General features: G+C 58.1%; 41 protein-coding genes and 1 pseudogene. 27 read left to right on the forward strand and 15 right to left on the reverse strand.

Features of this window, described 5'->3' with window-relative positions:
• Nucleotides 1-5 precede the first annotated feature (5 nt).
• From AB7933_RS26440 to AB7933_RS26510, 15 genes are all read right to left on the reverse strand, one after another.
• Entirely contained in the window at nt 6-587 is a 582-nt protein-coding gene (locus AB7933_RS26440; RefSeq protein ID WP_134939186.1) for a hypothetical protein, read from the reverse strand.
• Nucleotides 584-1,387, reverse strand: coding sequence for an HNH endonuclease signature motif containing protein (locus AB7933_RS26445; protein ID WP_305452220.1), 804 nt, complete (start codon nt 1,385-1,387; stop codon nt 584-586). Before AB7933_RS26445 ends, AB7933_RS26440 begins: the two co-directional genes overlap by 4 nt.
• A gap of 47 nt (nt 1,388-1,434) precedes the next feature.
• Nucleotides 1,435-2,064, reverse strand: a complete 630-nt coding sequence (locus AB7933_RS26450; protein WP_305452221.1) for a recombination protein NinG — start codon at nt 2,062-2,064, stop codon at nt 1,435-1,437.
• Complete coding sequence (locus tag AB7933_RS26455) at nt 2,061-2,339, reverse strand: hypothetical protein (RefSeq protein ID WP_305452222.1); 279 nt, start codon at nt 2,337-2,339, stop codon at nt 2,061-2,063. Before AB7933_RS26455 ends, AB7933_RS26450 begins: the two co-directional genes overlap by 4 nt.
• Nucleotides 2,336-2,776: a recombination protein NinB gene (locus AB7933_RS26460; RefSeq protein WP_271673568.1), complete on the reverse strand. Its 441-nt coding sequence runs from the start codon at nt 2,774-2,776 to the stop codon at nt 2,336-2,338. The genes AB7933_RS26455 and AB7933_RS26460 overlap by 4 nt, the downstream gene beginning before the upstream one ends.
• Nucleotides 2,773-3,258, reverse strand: a complete 486-nt coding sequence (locus AB7933_RS26465; protein WP_305452223.1) for a hypothetical protein — start codon at nt 3,256-3,258, stop codon at nt 2,773-2,775. The genes AB7933_RS26460 and AB7933_RS26465 overlap by 4 nt, the downstream gene beginning before the upstream one ends.
• A gap of 232 nt (nt 3,259-3,490) precedes the next feature.
• Entirely contained in the window at nt 3,491-3,760 is a 270-nt protein-coding gene (locus tag AB7933_RS26470; RefSeq protein WP_042948049.1) for a hypothetical protein, read from the reverse strand.
• The gene (locus AB7933_RS26475) at nt 3,757-3,945 is read right to left on the reverse strand and encodes a DUF1382 family protein (protein WP_305452225.1); all 189 of its coding nucleotides are present in this window, start codon (nt 3,943-3,945) and stop codon (nt 3,757-3,759) included. Before AB7933_RS26475 ends, AB7933_RS26470 begins: the two co-directional genes overlap by 4 nt.
• Nucleotides 3,942-4,718: a hypothetical protein gene (locus AB7933_RS26480; RefSeq protein ID WP_305452227.1), complete on the reverse strand. Its 777-nt coding sequence runs from the start codon at nt 4,716-4,718 to the stop codon at nt 3,942-3,944. The genes AB7933_RS26475 and AB7933_RS26480 overlap by 4 nt, the downstream gene beginning before the upstream one ends.
• Nucleotides 4,693-5,613, reverse strand: a complete 921-nt coding sequence (locus AB7933_RS26485; RefSeq protein WP_177428967.1) for a hypothetical protein — start codon at nt 5,611-5,613, stop codon at nt 4,693-4,695. The genes AB7933_RS26480 and AB7933_RS26485 overlap by 26 nt, the downstream gene beginning before the upstream one ends.
• Nucleotides 5,613-5,933: a hypothetical protein gene (locus AB7933_RS26490; RefSeq protein ID WP_102642903.1), complete on the reverse strand. Its 321-nt coding sequence runs from the start codon at nt 5,931-5,933 to the stop codon at nt 5,613-5,615. Before AB7933_RS26490 ends, AB7933_RS26485 begins: the two co-directional genes overlap by 1 nt.
• A 2-nt stretch (nt 5,934-5,935) precedes the next feature.
• The gene (locus tag AB7933_RS26495) at nt 5,936-6,724 is read right to left on the reverse strand and encodes a KilA-N domain-containing protein (RefSeq protein ID WP_102642904.1); all 789 of its coding nucleotides are present in this window, start codon (nt 6,722-6,724) and stop codon (nt 5,936-5,938) included.
• Between the two features lie 127 nt (nt 6,725-6,851).
• Nucleotides 6,852-7,040, reverse strand: coding sequence for a hypothetical protein (locus AB7933_RS26500; protein WP_102642905.1), 189 nt, complete (start codon nt 7,038-7,040; stop codon nt 6,852-6,854).
• Nucleotides 7,041-7,058: 18 nt separating this feature from the next.
• Complete coding sequence (locus AB7933_RS26505; RefSeq protein WP_010568074.1) at nt 7,059-7,247, reverse strand: hypothetical protein; 189 nt, start codon at nt 7,245-7,247, stop codon at nt 7,059-7,061.
• 31 nt (nt 7,248-7,278) lie between these two features.
• Complete coding sequence (locus AB7933_RS26510; protein ID WP_102642906.1) at nt 7,279-7,482, reverse strand: helix-turn-helix domain-containing protein; 204 nt, start codon at nt 7,480-7,482, stop codon at nt 7,279-7,281.
• Between the two features lie 99 nt (nt 7,483-7,581).
• Between AB7933_RS26510 and AB7933_RS26515 the strand changes: the two genes are divergently transcribed.
• The 27 genes and pseudogenes from AB7933_RS26515 to AB7933_RS26645 all read left to right on the forward strand — a co-directional run bounded on the left by AB7933_RS26515 (nt 7,582) and on the right by AB7933_RS26645 (nt 22,616).
• A complete protein-coding gene (locus tag AB7933_RS26515) occupies nt 7,582-8,241 on the forward strand; it encodes an XRE family transcriptional regulator (RefSeq protein ID WP_102642907.1) in 660 nt (219 codons plus the stop codon).
• Nucleotides 8,242-8,644: 403 nt separating this feature from the next.
• Entirely contained in the window at nt 8,645-9,169 is a 525-nt protein-coding gene (locus AB7933_RS26520; protein WP_305452234.1) for a hypothetical protein, read from the forward strand.
• 625 nt (nt 9,170-9,794) lie between these two features.
• Complete coding sequence (locus AB7933_RS26525; RefSeq protein ID WP_305452236.1) at nt 9,795-10,043, forward strand: hypothetical protein; 249 nt, start codon at nt 9,795-9,797, stop codon at nt 10,041-10,043.
• Nucleotides 10,044-10,071: 28 nt separating this feature from the next.
• Entirely contained in the window at nt 10,072-10,299 is a 228-nt protein-coding gene (locus AB7933_RS26530; protein WP_305452238.1) for a hypothetical protein, read from the forward strand.
• A 21-nt stretch (nt 10,300-10,320) separates the two neighbouring features.
• Nucleotides 10,321-10,581 carry a hypothetical protein gene (locus AB7933_RS26535; protein ID WP_305452240.1) on the forward strand — a complete coding sequence of 87 codons (261 nt, stop codon included), beginning with the start codon at nt 10,321-10,323 and terminating at the stop codon, nt 10,579-10,581.
• Nucleotides 10,582-10,602: 21 nt separating this feature from the next.
• Complete coding sequence (locus tag AB7933_RS26540) at nt 10,603-11,040, forward strand: hypothetical protein (RefSeq protein WP_305452242.1); 438 nt, start codon at nt 10,603-10,605, stop codon at nt 11,038-11,040.
• Nucleotides 11,037-11,222 (forward strand): hypothetical protein, encoded by a 186-nt coding sequence (locus AB7933_RS26545; protein WP_305452243.1) that lies wholly within the window; start codon nt 11,037-11,039, stop codon nt 11,220-11,222. Before AB7933_RS26540 ends, AB7933_RS26545 begins: the two co-directional genes overlap by 4 nt.
• Nucleotides 11,219-11,422, forward strand: a complete 204-nt coding sequence (locus AB7933_RS26550; RefSeq protein ID WP_177024620.1) for a hypothetical protein — start codon at nt 11,219-11,221, stop codon at nt 11,420-11,422. Before AB7933_RS26545 ends, AB7933_RS26550 begins: the two co-directional genes overlap by 4 nt.
• Nucleotides 11,423-11,529: 107 nt before the next feature.
• Nucleotides 11,530-11,712 (forward strand): hypothetical protein, encoded by a 183-nt coding sequence (locus AB7933_RS26555; protein ID WP_305452246.1) that lies wholly within the window; start codon nt 11,530-11,532, stop codon nt 11,710-11,712.
• 161 nt (nt 11,713-11,873) lie between these two features.
• Nucleotides 11,874-13,031 (forward strand): hypothetical protein, encoded by a 1,158-nt coding sequence (locus AB7933_RS26560; protein WP_375156290.1) that lies wholly within the window; start codon nt 11,874-11,876, stop codon nt 13,029-13,031.
• Nucleotides 13,032-13,038: 7 nt separating this feature from the next.
• A complete protein-coding gene (locus AB7933_RS26565) occupies nt 13,039-13,983 on the forward strand; it encodes a recombinase RecT (protein ID WP_060773040.1) in 945 nt (314 codons plus the stop codon).
• Nucleotides 13,970-14,602: a lambda exonuclease family protein gene (locus AB7933_RS26570; RefSeq protein WP_083377808.1), complete on the forward strand. Its 633-nt coding sequence runs from the start codon at nt 13,970-13,972 to the stop codon at nt 14,600-14,602. Before AB7933_RS26565 ends, AB7933_RS26570 begins: the two co-directional genes overlap by 14 nt.
• Nucleotides 14,599-14,847, forward strand: a complete 249-nt coding sequence (locus AB7933_RS26575; RefSeq protein WP_083377807.1) for a hypothetical protein — start codon at nt 14,599-14,601, stop codon at nt 14,845-14,847. The genes AB7933_RS26570 and AB7933_RS26575 overlap by 4 nt, the downstream gene beginning before the upstream one ends.
• Nucleotides 14,844-15,314, forward strand: a complete 471-nt coding sequence (locus tag AB7933_RS26580) for a hypothetical protein (RefSeq protein WP_169956888.1) — start codon at nt 14,844-14,846, stop codon at nt 15,312-15,314. Before AB7933_RS26575 ends, AB7933_RS26580 begins: the two co-directional genes overlap by 4 nt.
• Nucleotides 15,315-15,383: 69 nt before the next feature.
• Nucleotides 15,384-15,872, forward strand: a complete 489-nt coding sequence (locus AB7933_RS26585) for a hypothetical protein (protein ID WP_102642920.1) — start codon at nt 15,384-15,386, stop codon at nt 15,870-15,872.
• A gap of 92 nt (nt 15,873-15,964) precedes the next feature.
• Nucleotides 15,965-16,444 (forward strand): hypothetical protein, encoded by a 480-nt coding sequence (locus AB7933_RS26590; RefSeq protein ID WP_375156291.1) that lies wholly within the window; start codon nt 15,965-15,967, stop codon nt 16,442-16,444.
• Nucleotides 16,445-16,453: 9 nt separating this feature from the next.
• Nucleotides 16,454-16,951 carry an HNH endonuclease gene (locus AB7933_RS26595; protein ID WP_083377803.1) on the forward strand — a complete coding sequence of 166 codons (498 nt, stop codon included), beginning with the start codon at nt 16,454-16,456 and terminating at the stop codon, nt 16,949-16,951.
• A gap of 4 nt (nt 16,952-16,955) precedes the next feature.
• Nucleotides 16,956-17,087, forward strand: a pseudogene (locus tag AB7933_RS26600) (reverse transcriptase); the annotation flags it as partial.
• Between the two features lie 44 nt (nt 17,088-17,131).
• Nucleotides 17,132-17,635, forward strand: coding sequence for a DUF4406 domain-containing protein (locus tag AB7933_RS26605; RefSeq protein WP_256581045.1), 504 nt, complete (start codon nt 17,132-17,134; stop codon nt 17,633-17,635).
• On the forward strand, nt 17,635-17,952 hold the full coding sequence (locus AB7933_RS26610; protein WP_102642924.1) for a hypothetical protein: 318 nt from the start codon (nt 17,635-17,637) through the stop codon (nt 17,950-17,952). The genes AB7933_RS26605 and AB7933_RS26610 overlap by 1 nt, the downstream gene beginning before the upstream one ends.
• A 142-nt stretch (nt 17,953-18,094) precedes the next feature.
• Complete coding sequence (locus AB7933_RS26615; RefSeq protein WP_207280385.1) at nt 18,095-18,544, forward strand: hypothetical protein; 450 nt, start codon at nt 18,095-18,097, stop codon at nt 18,542-18,544.
• Nucleotides 18,545-18,611: 67 nt separating this feature from the next.
• Entirely contained in the window at nt 18,612-19,376 is a 765-nt protein-coding gene (locus AB7933_RS26620) for a DNA-methyltransferase (RefSeq protein ID WP_375156292.1), read from the forward strand.
• Nucleotides 19,373-19,513: a hypothetical protein gene (locus tag AB7933_RS26625; protein WP_375156293.1), complete on the forward strand. Its 141-nt coding sequence runs from the start codon at nt 19,373-19,375 to the stop codon at nt 19,511-19,513. Before AB7933_RS26620 ends, AB7933_RS26625 begins: the two co-directional genes overlap by 4 nt.
• Before the next feature lie 86 nt (nt 19,514-19,599).
• On the forward strand, nt 19,600-19,752 hold the full coding sequence (locus AB7933_RS26630; protein ID WP_375156294.1) for a hypothetical protein: 153 nt from the start codon (nt 19,600-19,602) through the stop codon (nt 19,750-19,752).
• A gap of 133 nt (nt 19,753-19,885) precedes the next feature.
• The gene (locus tag AB7933_RS26635; RefSeq protein WP_346099816.1) at nt 19,886-20,020 is read left to right on the forward strand and encodes a hypothetical protein; all 135 of its coding nucleotides are present in this window, start codon (nt 19,886-19,888) and stop codon (nt 20,018-20,020) included.
• 50 nt (nt 20,021-20,070) lie between these two features.
• Nucleotides 20,071-21,117 carry a DNA-methyltransferase gene (locus tag AB7933_RS26640; protein ID WP_375156295.1) on the forward strand — a complete coding sequence of 349 codons (1,047 nt, stop codon included), beginning with the start codon at nt 20,071-20,073 and terminating at the stop codon, nt 21,115-21,117.
• A gap of 257 nt (nt 21,118-21,374) precedes the next feature.
• On the forward strand, nt 21,375-22,616 hold the full coding sequence (locus AB7933_RS26645; protein ID WP_102642929.1) for an Arm DNA-binding domain-containing protein: 1,242 nt from the start codon (nt 21,375-21,377) through the stop codon (nt 22,614-22,616).
• Nucleotides 22,617-22,660 lie beyond the last annotated feature (44 nt).

Consider the following 22,660-nt stretch of genomic DNA (forward strand, 5'->3'; position numbering starts at 1 on the left):
GGCCCTCATGCGGCCTCGCGCATTTCGTAAATTACCGCCGCCACCGGGCTGAGTGCCCGCCGGTCCAGATCCTCGCAGCAATCGAAGATCAGTTGCAGCATTCCGCCCCAATCCCGCTCCCAGTTGCATGACTCCAGGCGCACACCGTAGAACTGCCACATCCACTCCCTGAACTTCTCGGGATTGGCGAACGGGTCTTCGTTGGCCGACTGGCCACCCTGGTGCATGTACTGGTACCGACGCATGACGCCCTTCACCACATACTCCAGCTTCTCCCGCTTGGCTGCCGTCATGCGCGGTGACTTGCTCTGCACCACCAGGAATACCACTTCCTCGGCTGCCTCGCGGATATCGTCACTCTGCTCGGCGGCGTACATGAAGTCGCCGAAGACTCGGATCTGCGGGTGTAGCCGAGCGATTGCCGACTGGATATGCCCAGCCAGGGCGCCGTGGACTGCGTGATTCGCCGTAGGGCCACGCTCGGTGTTCTGCACCACCACGCCCAATTGCACAACATCAGAGGTCTGGCCCGGGGCCGGGTTGTATTTGCAGTCATGCCACGCCTGGCGCGCTGAGTTGATCTTCATGCTGCCTCCCCCTTCTTCAGCTCTCTGGTCTTTGCCCGGTACTTGGCCTTGATGGCTTCGTCTGCAATCGGCCTTTGCCGTCCTGGAGTGATAAGCGCCTCAATAGGGTCCCATCCAGATCGAACCCTGCTGATGATGGTATTTTCAGTAACCACCGCCCCATCCGTCCTGGACCACTCGGCAGCAGACATGGTCACGCCCTCGATGGTTATGGCTACGGCATTGCTACGCTCGTGCTTGTGATTGGTTTTGCGAGGAGGTGGCAACGGCTTGCGGCCGTTATGTGTGATTTTTGGCGCGAACACAGCATCGAAGTCGCTCATGCCGGATTTCTTCCGAAGGATTATCGTGTTACCAGAGACTTTTACCTCCGGCTCGCGACTCCATTCCTGTGGCGTTTTAGAAACCCCATCGATAGTGATTTTGTGGTTTTTGGAAAGCTCGCATTGCTCTGGGTAGTCTCGCCATGTATTGCAACGCGCACAAAGAGGCCTAAGGTTGTCCTCCCTGTTGTTCTTTACATCGCGATCCTTGTGATCGATGTGGCAGGTCTTCCAATACAGATCGATTCCGCACAGCTCGCAGTCAGGTAGCGTGTCTCCGTATTTTGCGAACATGACGGCCCGATGCTCAGCCACATAACCCTGGCTATCTCTCAGCGGGTGATCTGGCTCGTACAATCGCTGGTAACCCTTTCCAGGCATGGTCACCCGGTAAACCCTGGAATAACCCAGCTTCTTCCGCTTCTTTTCAAGGACCAAAGAGAAATCACCATTGCGGCGCTTGCGGTGGTAGTGCATCTGACAGAGCTGCAGGCCTCTGTACATAACCGAGCGACCGCATTCTTCTACGCAGCATTGCATTGGATTCGAGCCTCCAGGCGCAGGCACTTTTTTGTAAAAACTGCCTTGATACGTTTCAGGTATGGAATGTCGTGCCGAGCTACCGAATGGTTGCTTTCAAGCCAATCGACCTTGTTCTGACCTATTTTTTCGATGAGCTTCGGCCTATAGCCGGCAATGTTTCCGCTCAAGTGGTTATTGCAAACGGAGCAGGCGCGATTCATGTTCCAGAGGTTGTATCTGATGTGAGGTGCCGCCCCAACGCTGCGGAAGTGAGAGCAATGCCATTGGCCGCCCCAGGTCGCCGGTTTGTTGCAGCTGATGCAGCCCAGATGAGCATCACGCAACCGAACGTAGCGGTTCATGACCGTTTGGGCCTCTTTGGCATGATCCGCCCGGGTCTTGAGCGCCTCTTTGCGCACCTTGATGTCCCGGCGCCCTACTTCTGCCAAGGCCTTCCCGGCGATCGCCCGGCCTTTCTCCGACTGCCCGTGAGCAATGGCGCACTCGATCTCACCGCATACAGCTTGGGAGGCACGGACGGGCACGAACATCACCCGACAGGCTGGGCAGCGCTTACGCCGAGCGCCGCCTGAATTGAGCGGGGTTTTGCGCTGTAGTGGGGTGCGCTTCATACAGCCTCCTTGGCTTTCTGCTGCTCTGGAGCGAAGTCTCCGCGCAGGGGCATCAATTCCGATGGACGATAAAGCCGATTATCCTCACCAGAGCCATCGGTGAGGCGGCACTGCCATGCACATTCTCGAATGCGAAAACGGCTACCCGTTTCTGCCTCGACTAGGACCGATCCAGCGGCATGGAACACATCAAGCTCTACCTGCGTCATCGGTGGCCATCCCATGCGATCGCGTAAGGTAAGCGCCAGGTCGCCCGGCTTGAAGTTATGACTCATGCGGCCCTCCTTTCGCCGTAGATGGCATACATCAGGTCGTCGGGATGAGGGAGCAAGAGCTGCAGGTGTTCGGCGCAGTACGCGTCCAGGCGCTCCAGATACTCGGTCATCTCGGCGATGGTGAACTTGCGAGTCTTGGCGCGACCCACGCGGTATTGGGTGCCGTCGGGCAATTGGACCGGATGAACCTCGGCAGGCCACAGCTTAGACACGAGGATCTCGTGCCACTCTTCTGAGCTGGCGAGCTGGCCGAATGAATCGCGCAGGTGCGACTGGATGAGACCGTTCCACATCCACAGCAGCTTGTTCTGGGCATCGCTGCGCTTGCTGCGGATTTCGACGATAGTCAGCTTGCGGGGCTTGGACAGATCGAGCGCAGTCAGGTAGCCGATCAGGCGAGTTCGGTCGGATTCGTTGCGAAGCATGAGGTCGGTCATGACTGCTCTCCCTGGCCCAGGGCGACGCGACACCCGGCCACCTCCGCCATATCGCGGTCGTACTCCCGGCGGGTCACAGGGTGCATGTCGTCCGGCAGTTGTCCGCCGAACTTCTGGAGCATTTCGCCGTGCAGGGAGTCGGCGCACTCGGCCAAGGCATTGCGCAGCTTTGAGATGACCGAAAATATCTCGACCGGCAGGTGCTTCATGAAGTCCAGGGTGCATTCGACCGAAACAGCAGCACCGCAGGAGGTCGCGCTATCGCTGATGATCTGGCGCAGCGCCCCCACCTCAGCCTTCAGCTCAGCATTCACCCGCTCGTAGGCTTCGTAGCCGGTGCGTAGGCCGGCGACTTCGGCCTTGAGCGCTTCAACCTCCTGCCACAAGCGGTCTGCAAGTGGGTCATGCCAGCCTGGCATCTTCTGCAAGCTGCGCATGTGCACAGCGAGCTCGGTAGATGATTGCTCTCTGACGTAGGTCATGGCTTCACCTCAAACAGCTCAGGATGTAGTTGGCGTGCTGGACCTGCCATCCAGGGGCGCCGAATGACTACGTGGAATCTCCACGCCCAAATCGATAAGTGATTCGCCCCTCGGCTACGCATAAAGCTCCTGCATGCCTGATAGCGCCATGGCAGGAAGGTGACCTTCAGAAGGCAAGACTTCGGCAGGGCCTTGTGCTTGACCGTTGCGTCGTGTGGCATCGAATGAATGTTCATGACTTCACCTTCAGGCCGGCAGCTTCTAGGACATCAACAACGTCACGCTTGCCTTGGCGATGGCCTTTGGCGTAGTCGCTTTGGGCGTCTGCGTATTCGCATTTTTCGGGAAGTTTGATCACTATCGCCCCGATAGCGGCATCAGCCTCGGCCCACACGGAATGGTCGGCGCCAATGTCCTCAAGCTCCATGTCGCACCGGTCTTCTTCTTCGCGGCGGATATTCCAGATTGCTCTCGCAACCGCTTCACGCATCTTGTCGGTCATGTCCGTTGCTCCGCTGCTTCTGCGATCAATGCCATGCGCTCCAGGCGCTCGGTGGCCTGGCTGGCGAGATTGGCTAAGTCCGCCTCATCCACTACCGGCATGCACACGAAACGGATTCCGTGCTTGACCATGGTGTTCGCCATCTCAAGGGATTGGCGTAGCTGTGCTGGGTTTGCTCGTTTCATGTCCGCTGCTCCAATTCCTGGGCTTGCTTGATCAGTAGTGCGCGGCGATCTGCCAATTCGTTGGCCGCGGCAATCCGCATTTCGGTTTTTCGTTCGGCGCTGGCCATTCGCATTTCCATCATTGAGTTCTTGACCAGTTCCAGCTTCTTGCGCAGCACAGGCGCTGGCTGAGTGACGTTGCCAGTCAGCAAGCCGGCAATGGCGCGACCGTCTTCGGTGATCGGCTCAATGCTCAGGTCGGCGAGGTACTTCTGGGCGTGTTCGCGAGGAATGCGCTTCAGCTCCATTGCCTTGGTTACCGCCTGGATTCTGCGGTTGGCGTCAAAGCCCACAGAGACGTGCCAGTTCACAGGCTTGGCATCCTCTCGGGATTGGCCGACAAACCGCTCATACGCGCTGATGAAGGCCATCCTGGCGCCAATCTTGTCCCCGGCATCGAGCACAGGCTTGGCAGCGGCCAGGGCCAACTGGATTTCATCGGTCAGAACCACGGTTTCGTATTCGTCGTTGGTGGTCATAGCGATGGCCCAGGCTTCGTCCTTGCCTGGACGGCCGTCGGCGGCCTGGACGCGCTGGAGGATCGCGGCAAGGGTCAATTTTCCAGTGACTTCGCGGCGACAGGCCCACAGTGCGTTGGCGATCACGTCCATAGGGTGCTCTGCCAGGTCTTCAGCCATCAGCTTGGCGGCCGGCGCGCTCAGGGTTTGCCCAAGGGTTTCAGCAGTGGCGCAGATGGCCATGCTCAGTTCAGCGGTTTCGGCGTAGGAAAGCATTGGGCGCACCTCCTTCGAGAATGCTGCGGCTGGCTTCCTGGGCGGCGCTGATGTTGGCCTGGGTGTTCTCCATCTGGCGGGCGGTTACAGCATTGACCTGACGCCCGGTGAGCCACTGCGTGCGGATGCCCTCGGCGCGCGAGACCAGCAATCCGAACTCGTGCGAGGCGCGAATGAAGAACGAGTCGTTGATCGTCACGTAGAACGCGGCGACACCCGGAGCCTCTTCAGCCCCGAGACGCTGAACAAGTTGGGCAACCTGCCCATTGACCTTGGCGTTGCGCACCGGCTCCACTCCATAGCGCTCAAGGTAAGCGATGGTGTAGGCGTCCCAGGTGTTGGTGTTGGCAATCTGCGCGTCGGTCTTTTGCTTTTGCTTCGGCTTCAGAACCTTGATGTTCGTCGGCGCCGGAGCCTTGGCGACCGGCAAGGTTTTTGAATCCGGGTTCAGGACATCAGGAATCAGTGAATCAGGAATCAGAAGATCAGAATCAGAAGAGAGGGAATCAGCCCGAGTCGTACCGATAATTTCGGAACGAGTACCGAGAATATCGGAAGTGATACAACCGTCTGAAATAGAAGGGATTTCTGAGTCCTTCTCGTTCTTGTGTGGGTTCTGGTGTTTGGTGAAGTTCACGACCTCGATGTAGGCCTTCCCGCTCGCCGTGTACCGAACGATGAAGCCTTTGTGCGCCAACCAGTGCAGCATCGCGTCAACGTCGGCTTCGCGGTAAGGGAAGATTTCGGCCTTGATGCGCAGAGGGCGATCCTCAAGACGGCCCTCTTTATCAGCCAGCAGCCATAGACCCTGGAACAGAAGGGTACATAGGGGGTGTCCAACGCCGAGTATCTCATTGGTGAACAGCGCGGGTTTTATGTTGCGTGCGCGGGCCATTACGCGGCCTCCTTGGTCTTGGCAGGCCGGTATGCGTTGAGAGCCCGCAACGCGGTGTGGTGACGACGCTGGGCGTTGTACTCGGTCTTCTTGGCAGCGCGAACACGCTGGAACTGCGCCTCGGTGAAATCCATCACAGGAAAGAAGGCGTCGTTGTAGGGGTCGAACTTCCCATCAGGTCGGCCATGGGCTCGGAAGTAGGTGTCGTACAGCGATCGCAATTCAGCCTTGAGGGCCTTTTTAGTAGTCTGCGCCTGGAACAGCTCAAGGGCTGTCAGGGCTGCGCGCTCGATCAGTTGCTGGTAGGTCATGGGCTTCATAGTCAGAACTCCAGGCGCTTGATTTCGGAGAGAAGAGCCCGGCTATGGCGCTGGATGTAGATCTGGCTGAGCTTCTGCTTGCGGGATTCGAAGTCCATGCCCACGTCGATAAGGGATGCATTGACGCGCTGCAAGTGTTCAATGCAGCGGATCTCGCAGGGAGTGAGGTGGTCGCGGATCGAATCGGTTGGGCTGATGCAGTGCGCCGCCCGGTACGCCTTGGAAGGCATGCCCAGGGCAATGCGGTTGATCAGGTCGAATTCATTGCTGAAGTGGTAGTGCTTGGTTTCTTTACCGGCGGCGAGACGCCCGTGCTTGATCGCGTCAGTTAGCGCTGGAGCCTCAAGACGAGCACGCTCCCTAGCCTGCTTCCCCTCGACAAGCTGAATATGACCGATGACGACAGCGTCGAAGGTGCGGATGACGTGCAAGTGGAATCGAGCATTGACCCACATTGCATAGGCGTAGATCAGCTCCTTGACCACGTAAGTCCCGCCGCTGCGCCCCTCAATAGTCACCACAGGTAAACTACCCGGATTCTGGGTAGTTAATTCATCGAACATTTCCGTGAACGATTCGGTTGCCATGTACTTGCCCGGCTCTTTGGTGCGCTTGTTCGCGCCATCCGCCACCGCCGCCTTGTGTAGGTCATTCAGGCAATACCGACCTTCAAGGTCTTGCTTGATTTTGACGCCGCCGAGACTAAGGGCCATTGTCCGCGCCACGTTTTGCGATTGCAGAAAACGTGGCGCGGATTCGTTGGTGTTGACGACTGATTGTGGAATAGGCATTATTCGCTCCAGAACTGATTTGTATGTGCTGCACGAAAAGCCACCCTTGCCCGGTGGCTTTTTTGTGCGTCCGATTTACTGCTTGGTTGTTTCATTGGCAGATCCTCAATAGTCCCTGAGGGGCTAATCAGCCCTTGCGTCCTATGGAAGCGACGTTGCTCCGGCTTTTTGGTGGGCGCGTCATTCGATCTAGCGCCTCGTTCATGATCTTGGTGGTCAGCTGTTCGGTTGTGATGCCGTTCGCTTTGGCTAACAGCTCCAGTTGCGATTGGCCTTTCCCGTCAAGCCAGACCTCCAATGGTTTTCTTTCAGGCACAGGGACTCCTTGGCAACTTCATGCCACGTCTGTTTTCGCGTTAAGCTCTTCCATCATCTGGTTCAGGCCGCGCTCGAGGATTTCCCGGGCGAGTACTGCTTTCTGGGTCCGCTGGAACCTGGCCATGGCGGTCAGCAGGTCGTCGGCCACCTCGTCGAGGCGGACCTTTGTGGGTTTGTCGTGCATGTGGCTTGGGTCGAAGTGCATCGTTTTTGCTCCTTTGAGCATGCAAGGTGAATTAAGCGGCTTGAGTAGCAGTGTTCTTGGCGGCTTCTTCGCGATCAGCCAGCAGCAGCTCAATGGCTTTGCCGGTGCTGTAGCCGACCATCGTCCCGCTGGTTGCGCGGGAGATCGTGGCCTGCGTGGTGCCGCACTTCTCAGCTACTTCTGTCTGCGACAGCCCGAGCTGGAAAAGGCGATTCAACATCTCTTGAACTGTCATGACGGGAATCCTATGAGGTTTTGCATGACAAATCATACGAATAAGTATGAGTCCATGCAATAGAATTCGCATAACCCGTATTCGTATAATTGGTGAGCAATGGATATCGCTGGGCGCTTGCGCGCAAAAATGGCTTCTCTTGAGATGAGCGAGAGTGAGCTTTCGAGGCGGTGCGGTGTTCCCCAGCCAACCATCAACCGCATTCTTTCCGGTGAAAGCAGCAGTCCACGCAAGAGCACTGTCGAGCCGCTGGCCAGGGCCCTGAAAGTTTCGCCTGACTGGCTTCTATTTGGAGGCGATGACTCCAGATCTAACGGATCTCCCAGTGAGGCCGACTATGCACTCATCCCCCAATACAAGGCGCACGGCTCGTGTGGCGATGGATACCTGAACGACCACGTCGAGGTCACCGAGGGCCTGGTATTCAAGCGGGACTGGCTAGCGCGCATGAAGGCCAAGCCTGAAAACCTGCGCATTATCTACGCCGAGGGGGATAGCATGGAGCCCTACGTGTTCGAGGGCGATGTCGTGCTGTTTGATAGCTCAAAGACCGAGCCAAAGGATCGCCAGGCCTACGTCATCCGACGACCAGATGGTGGGATCAGCATCAAGCGCATGATTCAGCAGATGTCCGGGGCCTGGATGATCCGTAGCGACAACGGTGACAAGGCCAAGTACCCGGACGAAATGCTGTCGGAGAACGCTTTGCACGAGATTCCCATCTTGGGGCGCGTCATCTGGCGTGGCGGCGAGATGTAGTACCAGCCACATAGCCATTCACTAATAGAGCCTGCCTTGTGCGGGCTTTTTTACGCCCATGAAAAATATTATGCAAAAACGTATTGACGACTGTTATGAGGATTCGTATAGTTCATCCATCGAGTCACCCAACAGGGACTCGCCAGGGCCTCACAGCCCGCCGCTCTTTAGTCGCACAGCTTCACCCTTGCCGGATCACCACCGGCCCAGATTCAAAGGCAGCGATGAACCGGCCTCAACGGTTCAGAGGGTTGGCAACTGACCCGGGTGTGCAGCGTAAAGCACCAGAAGCAGTTATCCGGCGGACAGAGTCGCGGTCGGAGTTAAGGAAACACCCACAGATTTCCTCGATGACCTTGGCGACAGGGTCATCCGGGAAACCAACTGCCCGGAGGGCAAGACGATGGCCTACTACAAAACAAGCGATGCCGGTGTTCTGGCGGCTTGGAAGGCGTACAGAGAAAGCGCGGATCGTTTGCAGGTGCTGGGCGAAGAGTTCGCCAAGCGCTTCATAGGCGCCACCGCACTGTTTCAGACCAGCATGCACAGCGGCCGTAACTTCTACGGCCTGAAGTTCAGTCCGCCAATGCCGCAGCCACTGTGGACAAAGCCAGACCCGAAGGCAGATAGCTCGCAGTTCCCGCGTTCAAGTCTGCCGCCGGGCACCAAGGGTGAAGAGCGCAAAGCGTTGAAGCTTGAGCTGGAAAAGCTTCAGGAGGAATTCAAGGCTCATAAGCCAAAGGATAAAGCTGACCTACAGCCATTCCTGGATGCGATGGGGCTTGGCGGTGGTTCGTTGTTCTTCTCCAGCTACAAACATGTGGTAACGCCTGACTGCATTTACGTCAGCACATCCGCCAAACCCAATGGTGTGATGACCGAAATTCTCGGCAGCGAGTACGAAGCCGCTGAAGCCGCGAGCAACTAAACAACCAGCGCCACGACAGCCTGTCGTTAACTGCCCGATCCTCTCTATGAGAGCGCATCGGAGATTGATCTGGTTGCGACGGAGGTTCGCCCTCGATGGCGGATCGACGGATTGGGTCAGATCAATCTTCGATGCGGACGAGAACACACCGCGAAAGCGGCCCCCTGCATCAACCGTACGGCGGTATAGACCGCGCCGGATAGCGTAACCGGCAAGCAGATGAATGCCCAGGCTGATGGGCAGCGTGAACGATCAGGTGGCCTCTTGCTGGTCAAGATCACACCTGCGTTAGGCGCGAAAGGAAACAAGTGAACCCTTGTACGCGCTGGAGGGTAGCCGCCAGCAACCCGGAGATCAGCACCGGGCATCTGCATCACCCATTCAACAGGTAGCCACTGCCTTCCCAGTGAGCGAACAACGGAGGGCTTCATCATGGACTAGCCAATAGCTGCCCGACGCCTCATGCGCCCGGCAGGCTTGTTACATACGAAGGTAAAAGCCCGGTTTCGACTGGGCTTTTTTACGCCTCGCCTCTACCCGTCAGCACTCCCCGGCACCCATCGGTAAACAGCCGTGCGTGAGTGTTGAGCGAATACAGGTGAACCAAACAACTGAGGTATCAGCAATGAACGACGAAGACAGCCAGTCAGCACTCAGCGCGATTTCGCACCACGCGGCCCAGTGCTTCCAAACGATTTGGGATCACGCGATCCAGCCATCTGTTCTCTACCGCCCAAAGCTGAGCATTGATGGCGATCAGTGGTGCGCGCTGTACGGCGAAGACCTGCAGTGCGGCGTTGCAGGTTTCGGTGCTTCGCCCGAGCTGGCCATGTTCGACTTCAACAAGCAATTCACCAAGAAGCTCGCGGCCTAACCGGGTGAACCAACGAATGGAGAGAGTCATGAGCAAGATGATTGAGATCGAGGTGTCAGGCCCGACAGGAAGCGGAAAGAGCCACGTTATGGCCGTCATTCGAGCTGCGCTGCTGGCTGAGTACGGCGCGCGCATTCAAGTCGCGTCGTACGACCTTGCTGAAGAATCCGGCCTGAACGGCGATGACCACTCCAAGTGGAATAAGCCGCGTTGTAAAGAGACCGTATTCGTGATTCGCGAAACGAACCTTTCCTAGCGTCAAGTACTGGAGATCGCAATGGCCCGCACTTATGAATACTGGATGGTAAAGGATGGCGAAGATATTTCCATCAAGCTGACCGTCGCTTATTTCTCGGCCCGAAAAGGAAATTTCAGCTCCCAAGCCGCCGATCCCGATGAGTACTTCGGACATTGCGAAATTAATTGGGAGTCGAAAGACGACACCAGCTTCATGACTGAATCTGAGATCGCCTCGATGGAGGAATGGCTTGTGAATGAGCATTCCGAATATCTGGCTGATCAAGACTACTACGACTAACCCGCCACCTTGGAGGTGACCATGAGCGCAGTATTGAAATTATGCCAGGAGCGTTACGACGCTCAGTTGCCTCCAGAGGTCAGCGAGGCGAACCCGGAACAGGAGTGGCTGGAACACTCGGCGGAACAGTTGGTGTGCGGCATAGACATCAAGTGGAAGCGCCGCTACGGCAGGCTGAAGGTTGTTACGTTCGACCGGTACTGCACGTACCTGCAAGGCATCTTGAATCAGCGCCAGATCGACGACCTGGACGAGCGCGACTCGTTCGCACGCCTGTTTCTGTCGGCAATCCTGGGAAGCCAAGGCGACTCACGCGGCTACGCTGCCGACTTGATCGGCCAGCAACACCCCATCGAAGCCGCTGAACGGATCGCCATGGACCTGCTCAGGCCATACGCCGACGACGCGGTGGCAGCAGAGCGGGAAGCGGCCGAGGACGACGTGGATGGTGACCTATGAGCGCGCACATCCTAATCGACGAAGCACTCGAAAGCCTCATGCATGCAGCAAGCACGCGAGAGGAGGCCGTGATTGTTCAGCGGATGATCGCCCAGTTCTTGATTGACGAAACGATCACTCTCAAGGAATTCGACCACTACTGCGCACGCCTAAACAAGCTCTCGCGCAAGGAGGCTGCATGACCACTCCAGTTGTAAAATCGCTGGTCGACGAGCAAATCGAAGAACTGCCAGCCGACCGCATGATTCTGGCCTTCACTCACACCAAGTGGCTGGGCGCCCTTTCGCTGGCGCATGACGCTGGCATCCCGAACGTGCATGCATGGAGCGGCCGGGCCTGCATGTGTGGTGAGTGGACAGTGGCTTATGAGGTGAAGGCGTGAGCATCAGCGAAGACTCAGTGCCGCCATTCAAGGCCTGGCGCCTAACCCCAAAACGGCAAGCTTCACCTGTGCAAATCGTTAGTACAGAGCGGTGGGGGAACAGAACAGTGTTCGTCACCAGCCGGCGAGGAACGCTTTACGCGGGTGACCTCTGGAGCGACGAAAAGCATCTTCTACTTCATGTTCAGGAATGGCTTGAGATTCGAAAGGCCACGCTGAAAGCGGAGTTGGCAAGTGTTGAGCTGCGCGAACTCAAGACAAATCAGCGCCTTCGCGAGCTGGCCCCATGACCACCCACCAGCGGCACCGGCGCCGCGCCATCCGCTGGGCCTTCTTCATCACCGGCCTGATCTTCTACGCCGTCCTGTTCCTGGGCCCCGCTATCGGCGGCCTGATAACCGAATAACCCCCAAACCTTAAATCGCTGCGAGCATCGCGGCAGGGAGTCACCGTGTCCGCACAACAGCAAGTCATCACCATCGACGACATCAGCGCAGACAACGCGCCGGCCATTTACGTAGCAGGTGGCCTTAGCCAGTTCTTCGAAGCGGTGAAGGCCGAGGTTACCACCGAAGTTCCTGATCTCAAGACCGCCAAGGGCCGCGCTCGTATTGCCAGCCTGGCCGCAACCGTCAGCAAGTCCAAGGCTGCTGTCGAGAAGCCTGGTCGCGACTACCTCAAGCGCCTCAAGGAAATGCCAAAGGTCGTCGAGGCTGAGCTGCGCGAGTTTGTCACCAAGATGGACCGCCTGCGCGACACAACCCGCCAGCCCCTGACCGACTGGGAAAATGCCGAGCAGGCCCGCAAGGACCGGCACGTCGACAACATCCAGGCCATCAAGGACATGGAAGTGTTTGGCGCAACGCCGACTGCAGCTGCGGTGGCGCAAGTGATTGTCCAGCTGGAAGCCATCGAGCTCGGCGATTCTTGGGAAGAGTTCCTTCCGGAGGCCGCCCAGGCCAAGGACCGAACCCTTTCCTTGTTGCGGGCCATGCAAAACGAGCGCACCCAGTACGAGGCCGAACAGGCCGAACTCGTAAGGTTGCGCGCCGAATCAGAAGCGCAGGCCCAGCGAGACCGTGACGCTGCTATCGCCCAGGCCGCCGCTGATCAGGCCCGCCGTGAAGCAGCTGAGCGTGCTGAGACTGAGCGCTTGGCCGCCGCCCGCCGAGAACAGGATCTACTTGATCAGGCCGCCGCCGCACAGCGCGCCGCCGCTCAAGCCGTACTGGATGCCGAGGCCGCCGCCGAGCGCCAGCGCATGCGACTTGAACTACAGGCCGAGCAGGCCCGTGCAGCAGCGGCGCAGGCCGAGTCAAGCCGTCTGTCCGCCGAACAGCGCGCCGAGCAAGATCGTGCCGCCGCAGCGCAGCGCCAGGAGCAGGCAGTCGAGCAAGCACGCCAGAACGAACTGGCACGCCAGGCCGCAGCCGTAGCGTTCGAACTGGAGCAGGCCCAGGCCCGCGAAGCTGATGAAGCGCATCGCCGCGCAATCAACCGTGCAGCCCTGGACGCCTTTATTGCTGGCGGCATGCCAGAAGAGTGCGCCAAGCAGGCCGTTAAGTTGATTGCCCAGCGCAAGATTCCAGCCGTATCCATTTCCTACTGAGGTCGCCATGAGCCAAGCCGTCGCAACAATCACTCAGGACATCTACGGTGCGCGCAATCAGTTCGCCAACGTCCTGACCGACCGCTCGCTGAACTTCGAGCGCGAGGCTGAATTCGCCATTCAGGTGATCACCTCCAGCGAGTACGCCACCAAGATCGCCGTACAGAACCGGCAGTCAGTGGTCAACGCAATCACGAACATCGCCGCCATCGGTATCAGCTTGAACCCTGCGAAGAAGCAGGCCTATCTGGTTCCTCGGGACGGCAAGATCTGCTTGGACATCAGCTATATCGGTCTGATGGACCTGGCCATGGCCACTGGCGCAATTCGCTGGGCCCAGGCCGAGCTGGTTTATACGGCTGACTCCTTCGCTCTCAACGGCTTCGACAAGCCGCCGACCCACTCATACAACCCGTTCGCAAAGGATCGTGGCGAGGCTGTCGGCGTTTATGTGGTGGTCAAGACGGCAGACGGCGACTACCTCACCGAGACGATGAGCATCGACGACGTGAACGCGATCCGTGACCGTTCAAGCGCTTGGAAAGCATGGATCAGCAAGAAGTCATCCTGCCCATGGGTTACCGACCCGGGTGAAATGGCAAAGAAAACCGTGGTGAAGCGCGGCTACAAGTATTGGCCGAAGACGGAGCGACTTGAGCAGGCCATCCATCACCTGAACACCGATGGCGGCGAAGGCCTCGCATCGATTCAAGGCTCGGCTCCAACCGACCCTGAGATGGTGAACGACTGGATTGATTTGGCTATGCGCGCCGGAAGTCTGGAGTCACTCGCCGAGGTTTACCACAACGGCACGGCCGCGATGAAGCAAGCCAAAGATGCTGCTGGTCACGCCCGCTTTAAGGCGGAAGTGACCAAGCGCAGCGAAACCCTGAAAGCAGCAGCCGAGCCAATCGAAGGTGAAGCTGAGGAGGTGTTAGATGGAACAGCGTAGCGCTGAATGGTTTGCGGCAAGGCTGGGCAACGTCACGGCCAGCCGCGTCAAGGATGTGATGGCCAGCGGGCGCGGCGGCGCACCTTCTGCCACTCGCAAAAATTACATGATGGAGCTGCTCTGTGAGCGCCTGACCGGACAGCAAGGCGGTAGCGACCTTTCGCGCAACGCTGCAGTACAGCGCGGCGTCGAGCTTGAGCCGTTCGCCTGCATGGCCTACGAGGCTGATAAGGGTCTGATGGTGGAAGAGACCGGGCTTGTCATGCACCCCAAGATCCAGGGCTTCGGTGCATCACCAGATGGGCTTGCAGGTGATGATGGCGTTCTTGAAATCAAGTGCCCGAACACCGCAACCCACATCGCGACGATGCAGTCAGGCAAGCATGACCCTCAGTACGAATGGCAGATGCTGGCCCAGATGGCTTGCACCGGCCGCAAGTGGGCCGACTTCGTGAGCTACGACGACCGCTTGCCTGAAGAGCTTCAGTACGTTTGCTTCCGGTACGAGTTCGACTTCAAGCGAGCCCGCGAGATGGAATCCGAAATCACGGCATTTCTGGAAGAGCTGGCCGACCTTGAGAAGGAAATGCGGGAGCGGATGAGGAGCAAAGCAGCATGACCTACGTCAGCAACCACCTAAGCCTGGTAGAGCAGCACCGCCAGCACGCCGACTCAATATCGGAACGCACCGCGCAGTTCCTGGCTGCCGGCGGGAACGTCGCCCAGGTGCCAAGCCTGGCGGGCAATCCGATCCCTCCCAAGCGATCCGCGAAGATTGATCCCGAAACCATCCTCAAGCGCCGAAAGCCAGCCATCACCAGGGCTGAGCGTAACGCGCTGCGCAAATTGGCGGAGGCATTATGAGCAAGCGTAAGCCTCACAACCTGCAGGCGCGCATCGCCCGGTCGTGCCGGTCACTCCTGACATCCAACCATGTCGCGGTGGTGAACATTGATCCCAGCGGCCGCCAGGGCATGATCAATTACAAGTCACTCAAGAACATTGCGCCGGGGAAGATCGGCCAGGCCGTGTGCGGCATCCCTCACCGCTGGACGATCTACATGAGCGCAATGTGCATTGACGCTCGCGGCGACCGCTACAGCAAGTCGGTGGAACTGGCACCGGACGGGGTTTACCTGTCCGACCACCTGGAAGACGTGATCGAGCATTGCTACATGAAGCTGCGCGCCGAGGCCAACCAAAGCCAGATGGTGGCCTCCGGCTGGATCGCCATCCCCGACACTCTGTCGCTGGACGAGGAACACGCCGCGCGAATCTTCGAAGCGGTCGGTGCTTGGCGCCAGGTGAAGGTCGATTCATGCGCCGCATAGCCCGCACCCAGCAACGCAAACGTCAAACCTGGCTCGCACTGCCGGCCAGCGGAATAGAAGAGGTAGGCCATGGCAGCCGAACAGAAGGAACGCACGGCCAAGCTTGCCGAGAGGCGGCAGGAGCTGGGCGAGCAGGAGTTGCGGCACACGGTACAGCCCGGCATACGCAAGATGCTCAACGAAATGATGGCCTGGTATGGCGTCGAGGAAGTGAGCGAGGCGGTGCAGTTGTTGGTGATGAACGCCAAGCCTCAAGAAATACCGCCGGCACCGCCCAGGCAGCCCGGAAAGTCTGAAACGATCCGCCACTACTTCCGCCAGGGTATGCGCGACCGGCTGGCCGAGCTCGCATCAGGCCTGGGCGAGACGAAAGACGCCAAAGCCATCGAGCGAGTGATTGCACATGCCTACTCGCTGAGCGTCGACCAGTGCGCTGCGTACTTCTCAATTCCGCGCCACGCTTTAGATGTATCTGAAAACGTGGCGCGCAAATTACGGCAAGCAGGCTTTGCAGAAGCGCTACAGATGAACGCCGAAGACGACTGCGACAACGACTGATCCGGCTCCATGCCGGTGACCCGTAATACCCCAACCCAAACCAAATTGCCACCACCGGACTCCGGAGGGCGGCGCTTACCCGGAGTAACCCCATGACCAAGCAAGCACAGCAAACAGTACTCGCCGCCGAACTCCCTGAGCGCGGCCAGCCTCTGGCCGGCGGCGTGTTCGTTACCCGCTACTGGCTCAACGGCATCGAGCGCGCCCTGATTCTCCTGCCTGACGAACTCGGCGGGCCGTGGGGCGAGTATGGCGTCGAGATCAAGGGCGCCGGCAGCTACAGCGATGGCGAAGCCAATACCCGCGCCATGGCTGAGGCCGGCAGCGTGATCGCCATCAAGGCCCTGGAGCTGGATGGGTTCATCCCGTCCTCCCTGGAAGGCCAGCTTTTGATGGCTGCCAAGGCTGATGGCCTGGTGGAGCTTCGCGAAGACCGCTGGCACTGGCTGAGTTCGCAGCGCTCCGCCTACACCGCCTACGGCATGGCCTTTGAAGATGGCTGGCTCTACCACTACGTCAAGTTCAGCGAGCGTCTCGCGCGCCCTGTCCGCCGTATCTATGTCACCTCCTGAGGACTGAACATGACTGAAGAGCAATGGCGACGAGTATCGGATTGGCCGGACTACGAGGTAAGCAGTCACGGGCGGGTCAGGCGCGGCTCTCACATCAAGAGCCACTACTTCGACAGGAAGGGGTATCCGAAAGTAAAGCTTTGGAACAGACAGGTTTCCAAGGGCTTCCTGATCCACCGCTTGGTCGCCATTCACTTCATAGGGCCTATCCCGGACGGCCACATTTGCCGCCACCTGGATGGCGACAAAACCAACGGTCGCGTCGGCAATCTTGCCTATGGCACGCCGACCCAGAACGAGGCCGACAAGAAGCTCCACGGGACCGACGGCACAGGCGAGCGACACCCGGCGGCGAAGCTGACCGAGGCACAGGTCATTGAGATCAGGTCTATGTTCAAACCGCATAGCCGAGAGTTCGGCGGCGTCGTCTTGGCGAAACGGTACGGGGTAACTCAGGCGCTGATCAGCGCGATTGTATGCCGACGGATCTGGAAGCACGTGGCATAACCCAGCAAACAGCTACTTCGTCCTGCTCAGCCAGGCAAGCCACAGTCAGAAGGATCGTGCAGCACTCGCCCGAGTCGTGCTGAAGCGCGGCAATAGCGTCAATGCCGACCTGACCAAGACCTTCAAGAAGCAGTAACTCCCCCACTCCACTGCCCGGGCATGGCCCGGCAAGGACTCCCCATGCCTACAGAAAACCGAAATCACCCTGAAGACCATGCCGCTATCGAGCGCCTGCACCAGAACTATGTGGGCAAGATCGAGCGATTCTCCGATGAGCTGATGACGTTTCAGGACGCGGCCTACGCCATGGGCCTGGATCGCGGCAAGAAGCTCGCCAGCAAGCCACGCGTAACCCTCCAGGCCGCACGCGCCAACCGTGTGTACGTCGCCGGACCCATGACGGGTATCGCTGACTTCAACTACCCGGCGTTCAATGCCGTCGCCGACCAACTGCGGGCCCAGGGCTACGAAGTCGAAAACCCGGCAGATCACGGCATCGTCGAGGGCGCCCAGTGGGCCGACTATATGGCCTACGATCTGACCCGCCTGGGCCTGTGCGGCGTCATCGTGCTGCTTCCGGACTGGGAGAAATCGCAAGGCGCCCGCCTGGAAGTCCTGATCGCCGAACGCCTCGGCATGACGGTTGTGAATGCCCATGATCTGGTAACGAGGGAGATCGCGTGATGAGCAAGCCAATTCAAACGGTTGAAGAACTGGACGCGGTGCTGCACTGGCGCGGCAAGCACGCGCTAGCGATCAAAGAGCGAGACGCCCTGCAACAGCGCCTGACCGCAGCGGATGAGCGGGCGGATCGTCTTGAATTGGCTCTCAAGTTTTATGCCGATGGCGATCATTTGCTCCTTGCCGATCCTGATGCCTGGGACACTTGCAGTGGCGAGCCTGTCAACTTTCTGCATGACGACGCTGGCACTGCATCTGTCGAGGATGGCTCAATTGCCAAGGTCGCACTCAAGCCAGCAGAGGGTTGTGGCGATGCCTGACGTAGCCGCTCTGTTCGTTCAACCTGACGGGTGCTACGCCAATGACCCATCGATCGATGCGTGGCCGGAATCCAGGGATGCCAGGAGATACAGCGGGTGCTTGCCAGTTGTGGCGCATCCGCCTTGTCAGCTTTGGGGGCCGATGGCTGCCGTCAATTTCAAGCGATGGGGTGGTGAGCACAACCGCCCAGGCAATGACCATGGTTGCTTTGCTTCAGCTCTCGCTTCGGTACGTGCAAACCGTGGTGTTCTTGAACATCCGAAAGCAACTCGGGCGTGGGCTGCGCACGGCCTTACCAAGCCAGTCGCCATCGGATGGCAACCGTGCGGCGAAGGCTGGGTTTGCGAGGTCTGGCAGTCCGCGTACGGCCACAGGGCCAACAAAGCAACTTGGCTCTACTTTGTTGGCGAACAGAAACCCTTCGAACTTGACTGGTCACGCCCTCAAGGCACCCACCAGATTGGTTTCAAGGACCAGCGCGGGAAGGCCGCGAACAAGCCGACGCTTTACAAGCGCGAGGCAAATGCTACGCCGCCAGCGTTCAAAGAGGTTTTGCTTCAGCTGGCCAGATTCTCGAGGATCAAGCCATGAAAGCCCAACTCCCCGCCTACTGCTGGTGCCTGCTGGCACTGGCACAACTGATTTGCTGAGGTGATTTATGAGTGATGTTCAAATGATGCAAGGCGACTGCCTGGAGCTGATGAAATCCATCCCGGATGCGTCCGTGGATATGGTCCTTTGCGATTTGCCGTACGGCACTACAGCTTGCAAATGGGACAGTGTGATTCCATTCGAGCCGCTCTGGACAGAGTACAGACGCATTACTAAGCCGAATGTGGCAATCGTTCTAACGGCGAGCCAACCATTTACCACGGCGCTCATAATGAGCAATTTGGAATGGTTCAAATACCAATGGGTGTGGGAGAAGGACAAGGGGAGCAACTTCGTCCAAGCCAAGAACATGCCAATCAAGTTCCATGAGGACATTTGCGTATTTTCCGAGGGGTCGACGGTGCACGCTAGCCAGTCGGCCAGGCGGATGCCGTACAACCCTCAAGGGCTCGTAAAAGTGGATAAAAAGTGGTCGCGTCCCAAGAAATATGAGAATGGGCACAATATGAGCCGCGAGAGCCATAAGCTAGAGCGCACGATTGAGTTTGAGAACTACCCTCGCAGCATCGTCAAATTTAGCAATAGCGACAACCGTGAACGCGGCCTTCACCCAACCCAAAAGCCCGTAGCCCTTATGGAGTACCTAATCCGCACCTACACCAACGAAGGCATGACCGTTCTCGATAACTGCATGGGCAGCGGAACCACTGGCGTTGCGTGCGTCAACACTGGCCGAAAATTCATTGGCATCGAGATGGATGAAAAGTATTTTCAGATCGCGAAGGATCGGATCGAGGGCGCCAAGCCATGACCACCAACCAAACGATTGACGGCGTGCCGCGTGACTGGCTGCAAGAGTGGGCACTTGAACTTGTCGAGGCCGCGCAGGATGGCGGGCAGATGTCGAATCAAGTCGAGCACCTTCTCGAAATCCATTCCAAGCCGTAACCCCTCCCCCTTCAAAGTCAGCCGCTATAGCGGCAAGGACGAACTCGCCCATGAAAAGAACAGTCGTGCTCACCGGAAAAGCAGTCGTGAACTTCCGAAAGGTCATTGAGAACGTCGATGACGACGAGGTGGAGGAACTGCTGGCAAGCAATGACCACCGTGAATCGCAGATTGACGACGATGATCTGCTCGATATCGATTGGATCCATGACGACGTGGATATCAAGGTTACGCCATGATCGCCACCCTCTGGTTCGCCTACGTCTTCATCTACAAGGTGAATAGCTCATGACCTGTATTCGAATTGAGCACGGATTCATATGCCTATCACCGTTCTACCGCTTAAGGCTTGGTGATGGAACTTGCGTTTTCATGGCCTGGCACAACTACCTCGGCCCCACCTTCTACCGAGATCGGAATGAGCGGCGTGAGCTGGACGACTGGTACAAAAATCCGCTGATCTGCATTGCACTCGACTGGTTTTGCAAACGCGGCCATCGCGCCTAACCCCAATCCCCCTACATGCCTGCCGGTGAGCGGCGGGCGAGGATTTCTGCATGCCTGAATTTACGCTTCATCTAGGAGATTGCCTGCAAACAATGCGCGCAATGCCAGATAACTCAGTCGATAGCATTGTTACCGATCCACCCTATGGATTGTCTTTCATGGGCAAAAAGTGGGATTACGACGTGCCAGCTGTTGACGTGTGGGCCGAATGCCTGCGCGTGCTAAAGCCAGGCGGTCACCTTCTCGCCTTTGCCGGTACCCGCACGCAGCATAGAATGGCCGTCCGTATCGAGGACGCCGGGTTCGAGATTCGCGACATGATTGCTTGGGTGTATGGGTCCGGCTTTCCGAAGTCTGGAAACACAGCATTGAAGCCCGCTCTTGAGCCGATCACCATGGCGCGCAAGCCACTGATTGGAACCGTCGCAGCCAATGCGTTGAGGTTTGGTACAGGCCCTCTGAATATAAATGATTGTCGGGTAGAGCCCACAGGCGAGAGTCGTCAGCGATCGGGTGATGAGTCGCAGGATCGGCGATACACCGAGAAGGGAGGCACAAACTTCGCCGCTAAGCCGGGAGTTCGTGGTGGCGATCCTGCTGGTCGATGGCCAGCCAATCTGATCCATGATGGTAGTGCGGAGGTTGTGGCGATGTTTCCGCAAGCTCCAGGCCAGCAAGGTGACTTGAAAGAGACTGGTCGCGCCAGGCCAAGCTCTGGAAGGTTTGGAGACATGGCGCCACCTGTAGCGCATAAGGCCCGTATTGAGGCAGAAAAGAGCGCATCACGATTCTTCTACTGTGCCAAGACCAGCAAGAAGGATCGCGGCACGGACAACACGCATCCGACCGTCAAGCCTACCGAGCTCATGGCGTACTTGCTCAGACTTGTAACTCCTCCTGGCGGTACCGCGCTCGATCCTTTCATGGGGTCAGGCAGCACAGGGAAGGCGGCCATGCGCGAAGGTTTCCGGTTCATCGGCTGCGAGATTGACGAGCAGTACGCTGCGATCGCCCGAGCGCGAATCGAGCGCGAAGCGGGCCTGCATAAGTCCCGCAAGTCGGAAACAGATCAGATCGACCTTTTCGCTACCGCATAAACCATCCCACACCTTCTGCCGCCCAGCGCGGCAAGGACACCAAATGACCATCAATTCAGCGCGGCCCGGAATGGGCCGTGGGAGCGAGCTATGAGCGGGCCAGTCAGATACAAGACCGTCGAGCAATTCTCGCGAGAGTCTGGCTATACACCGGATGCCATCCGAACCAAAATCCGTGACGGCATTTGGCCGAAGCACGCCGTCTGGAAGAAAGCGCCGGACGGTCGGGTACTTATAGATGTTGAGGGGTATTACTCATGGGTAGAGATGGGGGAGGCGTCCGCGCCGCGTCTGCAAGTAGTATCGAGATCACATTCCAATACCAGGGCGTCCGGTGCCGCGAGAGGGTCCAACTCAAGCCCACCACCGCTAACCTGAAAAAGGCCGAGCTGCATAAGGCCGCAATTGAACACGCCATCCTCGGCGGTACATTTGATTACGCCAAGACATTCCCAAATTCAAAGAAGGCCCTGGCTTTCAAAACGCCGGAGGATCGGCAGAATCTGGGCGTGTATCTGCTTGAGTGGCTGGATAAGAAAAAGGCTCAGCTCAAATCCAGCACAGCCGAGCACTACCGGGAGATGATCGCCGGTCGGCTGATCCCGATGTTCGGCCACCTTTCATTGGGAGAGCTTTCCCGAAAGCACGTCAGGGACCGGCTCTCGCAGTACAAGGTTGGCAACAAGACGATGACCAACCTGCAGAGCTGCTTGCGGTCGTCTCTTGATGATGCGGTAGAAGATGAGATCTTGGAGATCAACCCGATGGTCGGGTGGAACTACAAAAACCGGGAAGAGCTCAAGGAGGACGATGATGTCGATCCGTTCACCGTCGAGGAACAGGAAGCTCTTCTGGCTGCGACGCCGCGGGATCAGCGCGCACAGATGATCTTCTCGTTCTGGACAGGACTTCGCCCGAGCGAGCTTATTGCTTTGGAGTGGGGGGATGTCGATTGGATTGGCGGATCAGTTCGCATTGTTCGCGCCAAAACGCGAGCGGCGAATTCGCCGGAGACACCGAAAACCGCGAGCGGCCGTCGGACGGTGAAATTGTTGAAGCCTGCCCTGGATGCTCTGACCCAGCAGAAGGCTCTGACATTTTTGGCGGGGGGAAGGATATTTTTGAACCCGCATAGTGGCGAGCCATGGGAAGAGTCTGGACGCATTAGAAAGCTGCTCTGGCTTCCAGCGATGAAGAAGTCAGGAGTCCGCTACCGCAGGCCGTACCAAACTCGCCATACCTACGCGTCAATGATGCTTTCTGCCGGAGAGCATCCGATGTGGGTGGCGAGTCAGATGGGACACAAAGATTGGACCATGATCGCAAGGATTTATGGTCGCTGGATGCCTTCGGCGGACACCGGGGCAGGCAGCAAGGCAGAGGCTCTTTTCGGAGCTAATGCCAAGGTTATGACAACATCACCTCTACAGGCCGCAATTTACGCGACTGCGACCAAGGATACTAAAGTGGCATCTATTGTCACTGGCTGTTACCACTGATCACTCTAGACTCAAATAAGCTCCCCGCCGAACATCTGTTGGGC

It is taken from the genome of Pseudomonas gorinensis, from assembly GCF_042015035.1.
GTDB lineage: Bacteria > Pseudomonadota > Gammaproteobacteria > Pseudomonadales > Pseudomonadaceae > Aquipseudomonas > Aquipseudomonas gorinensis.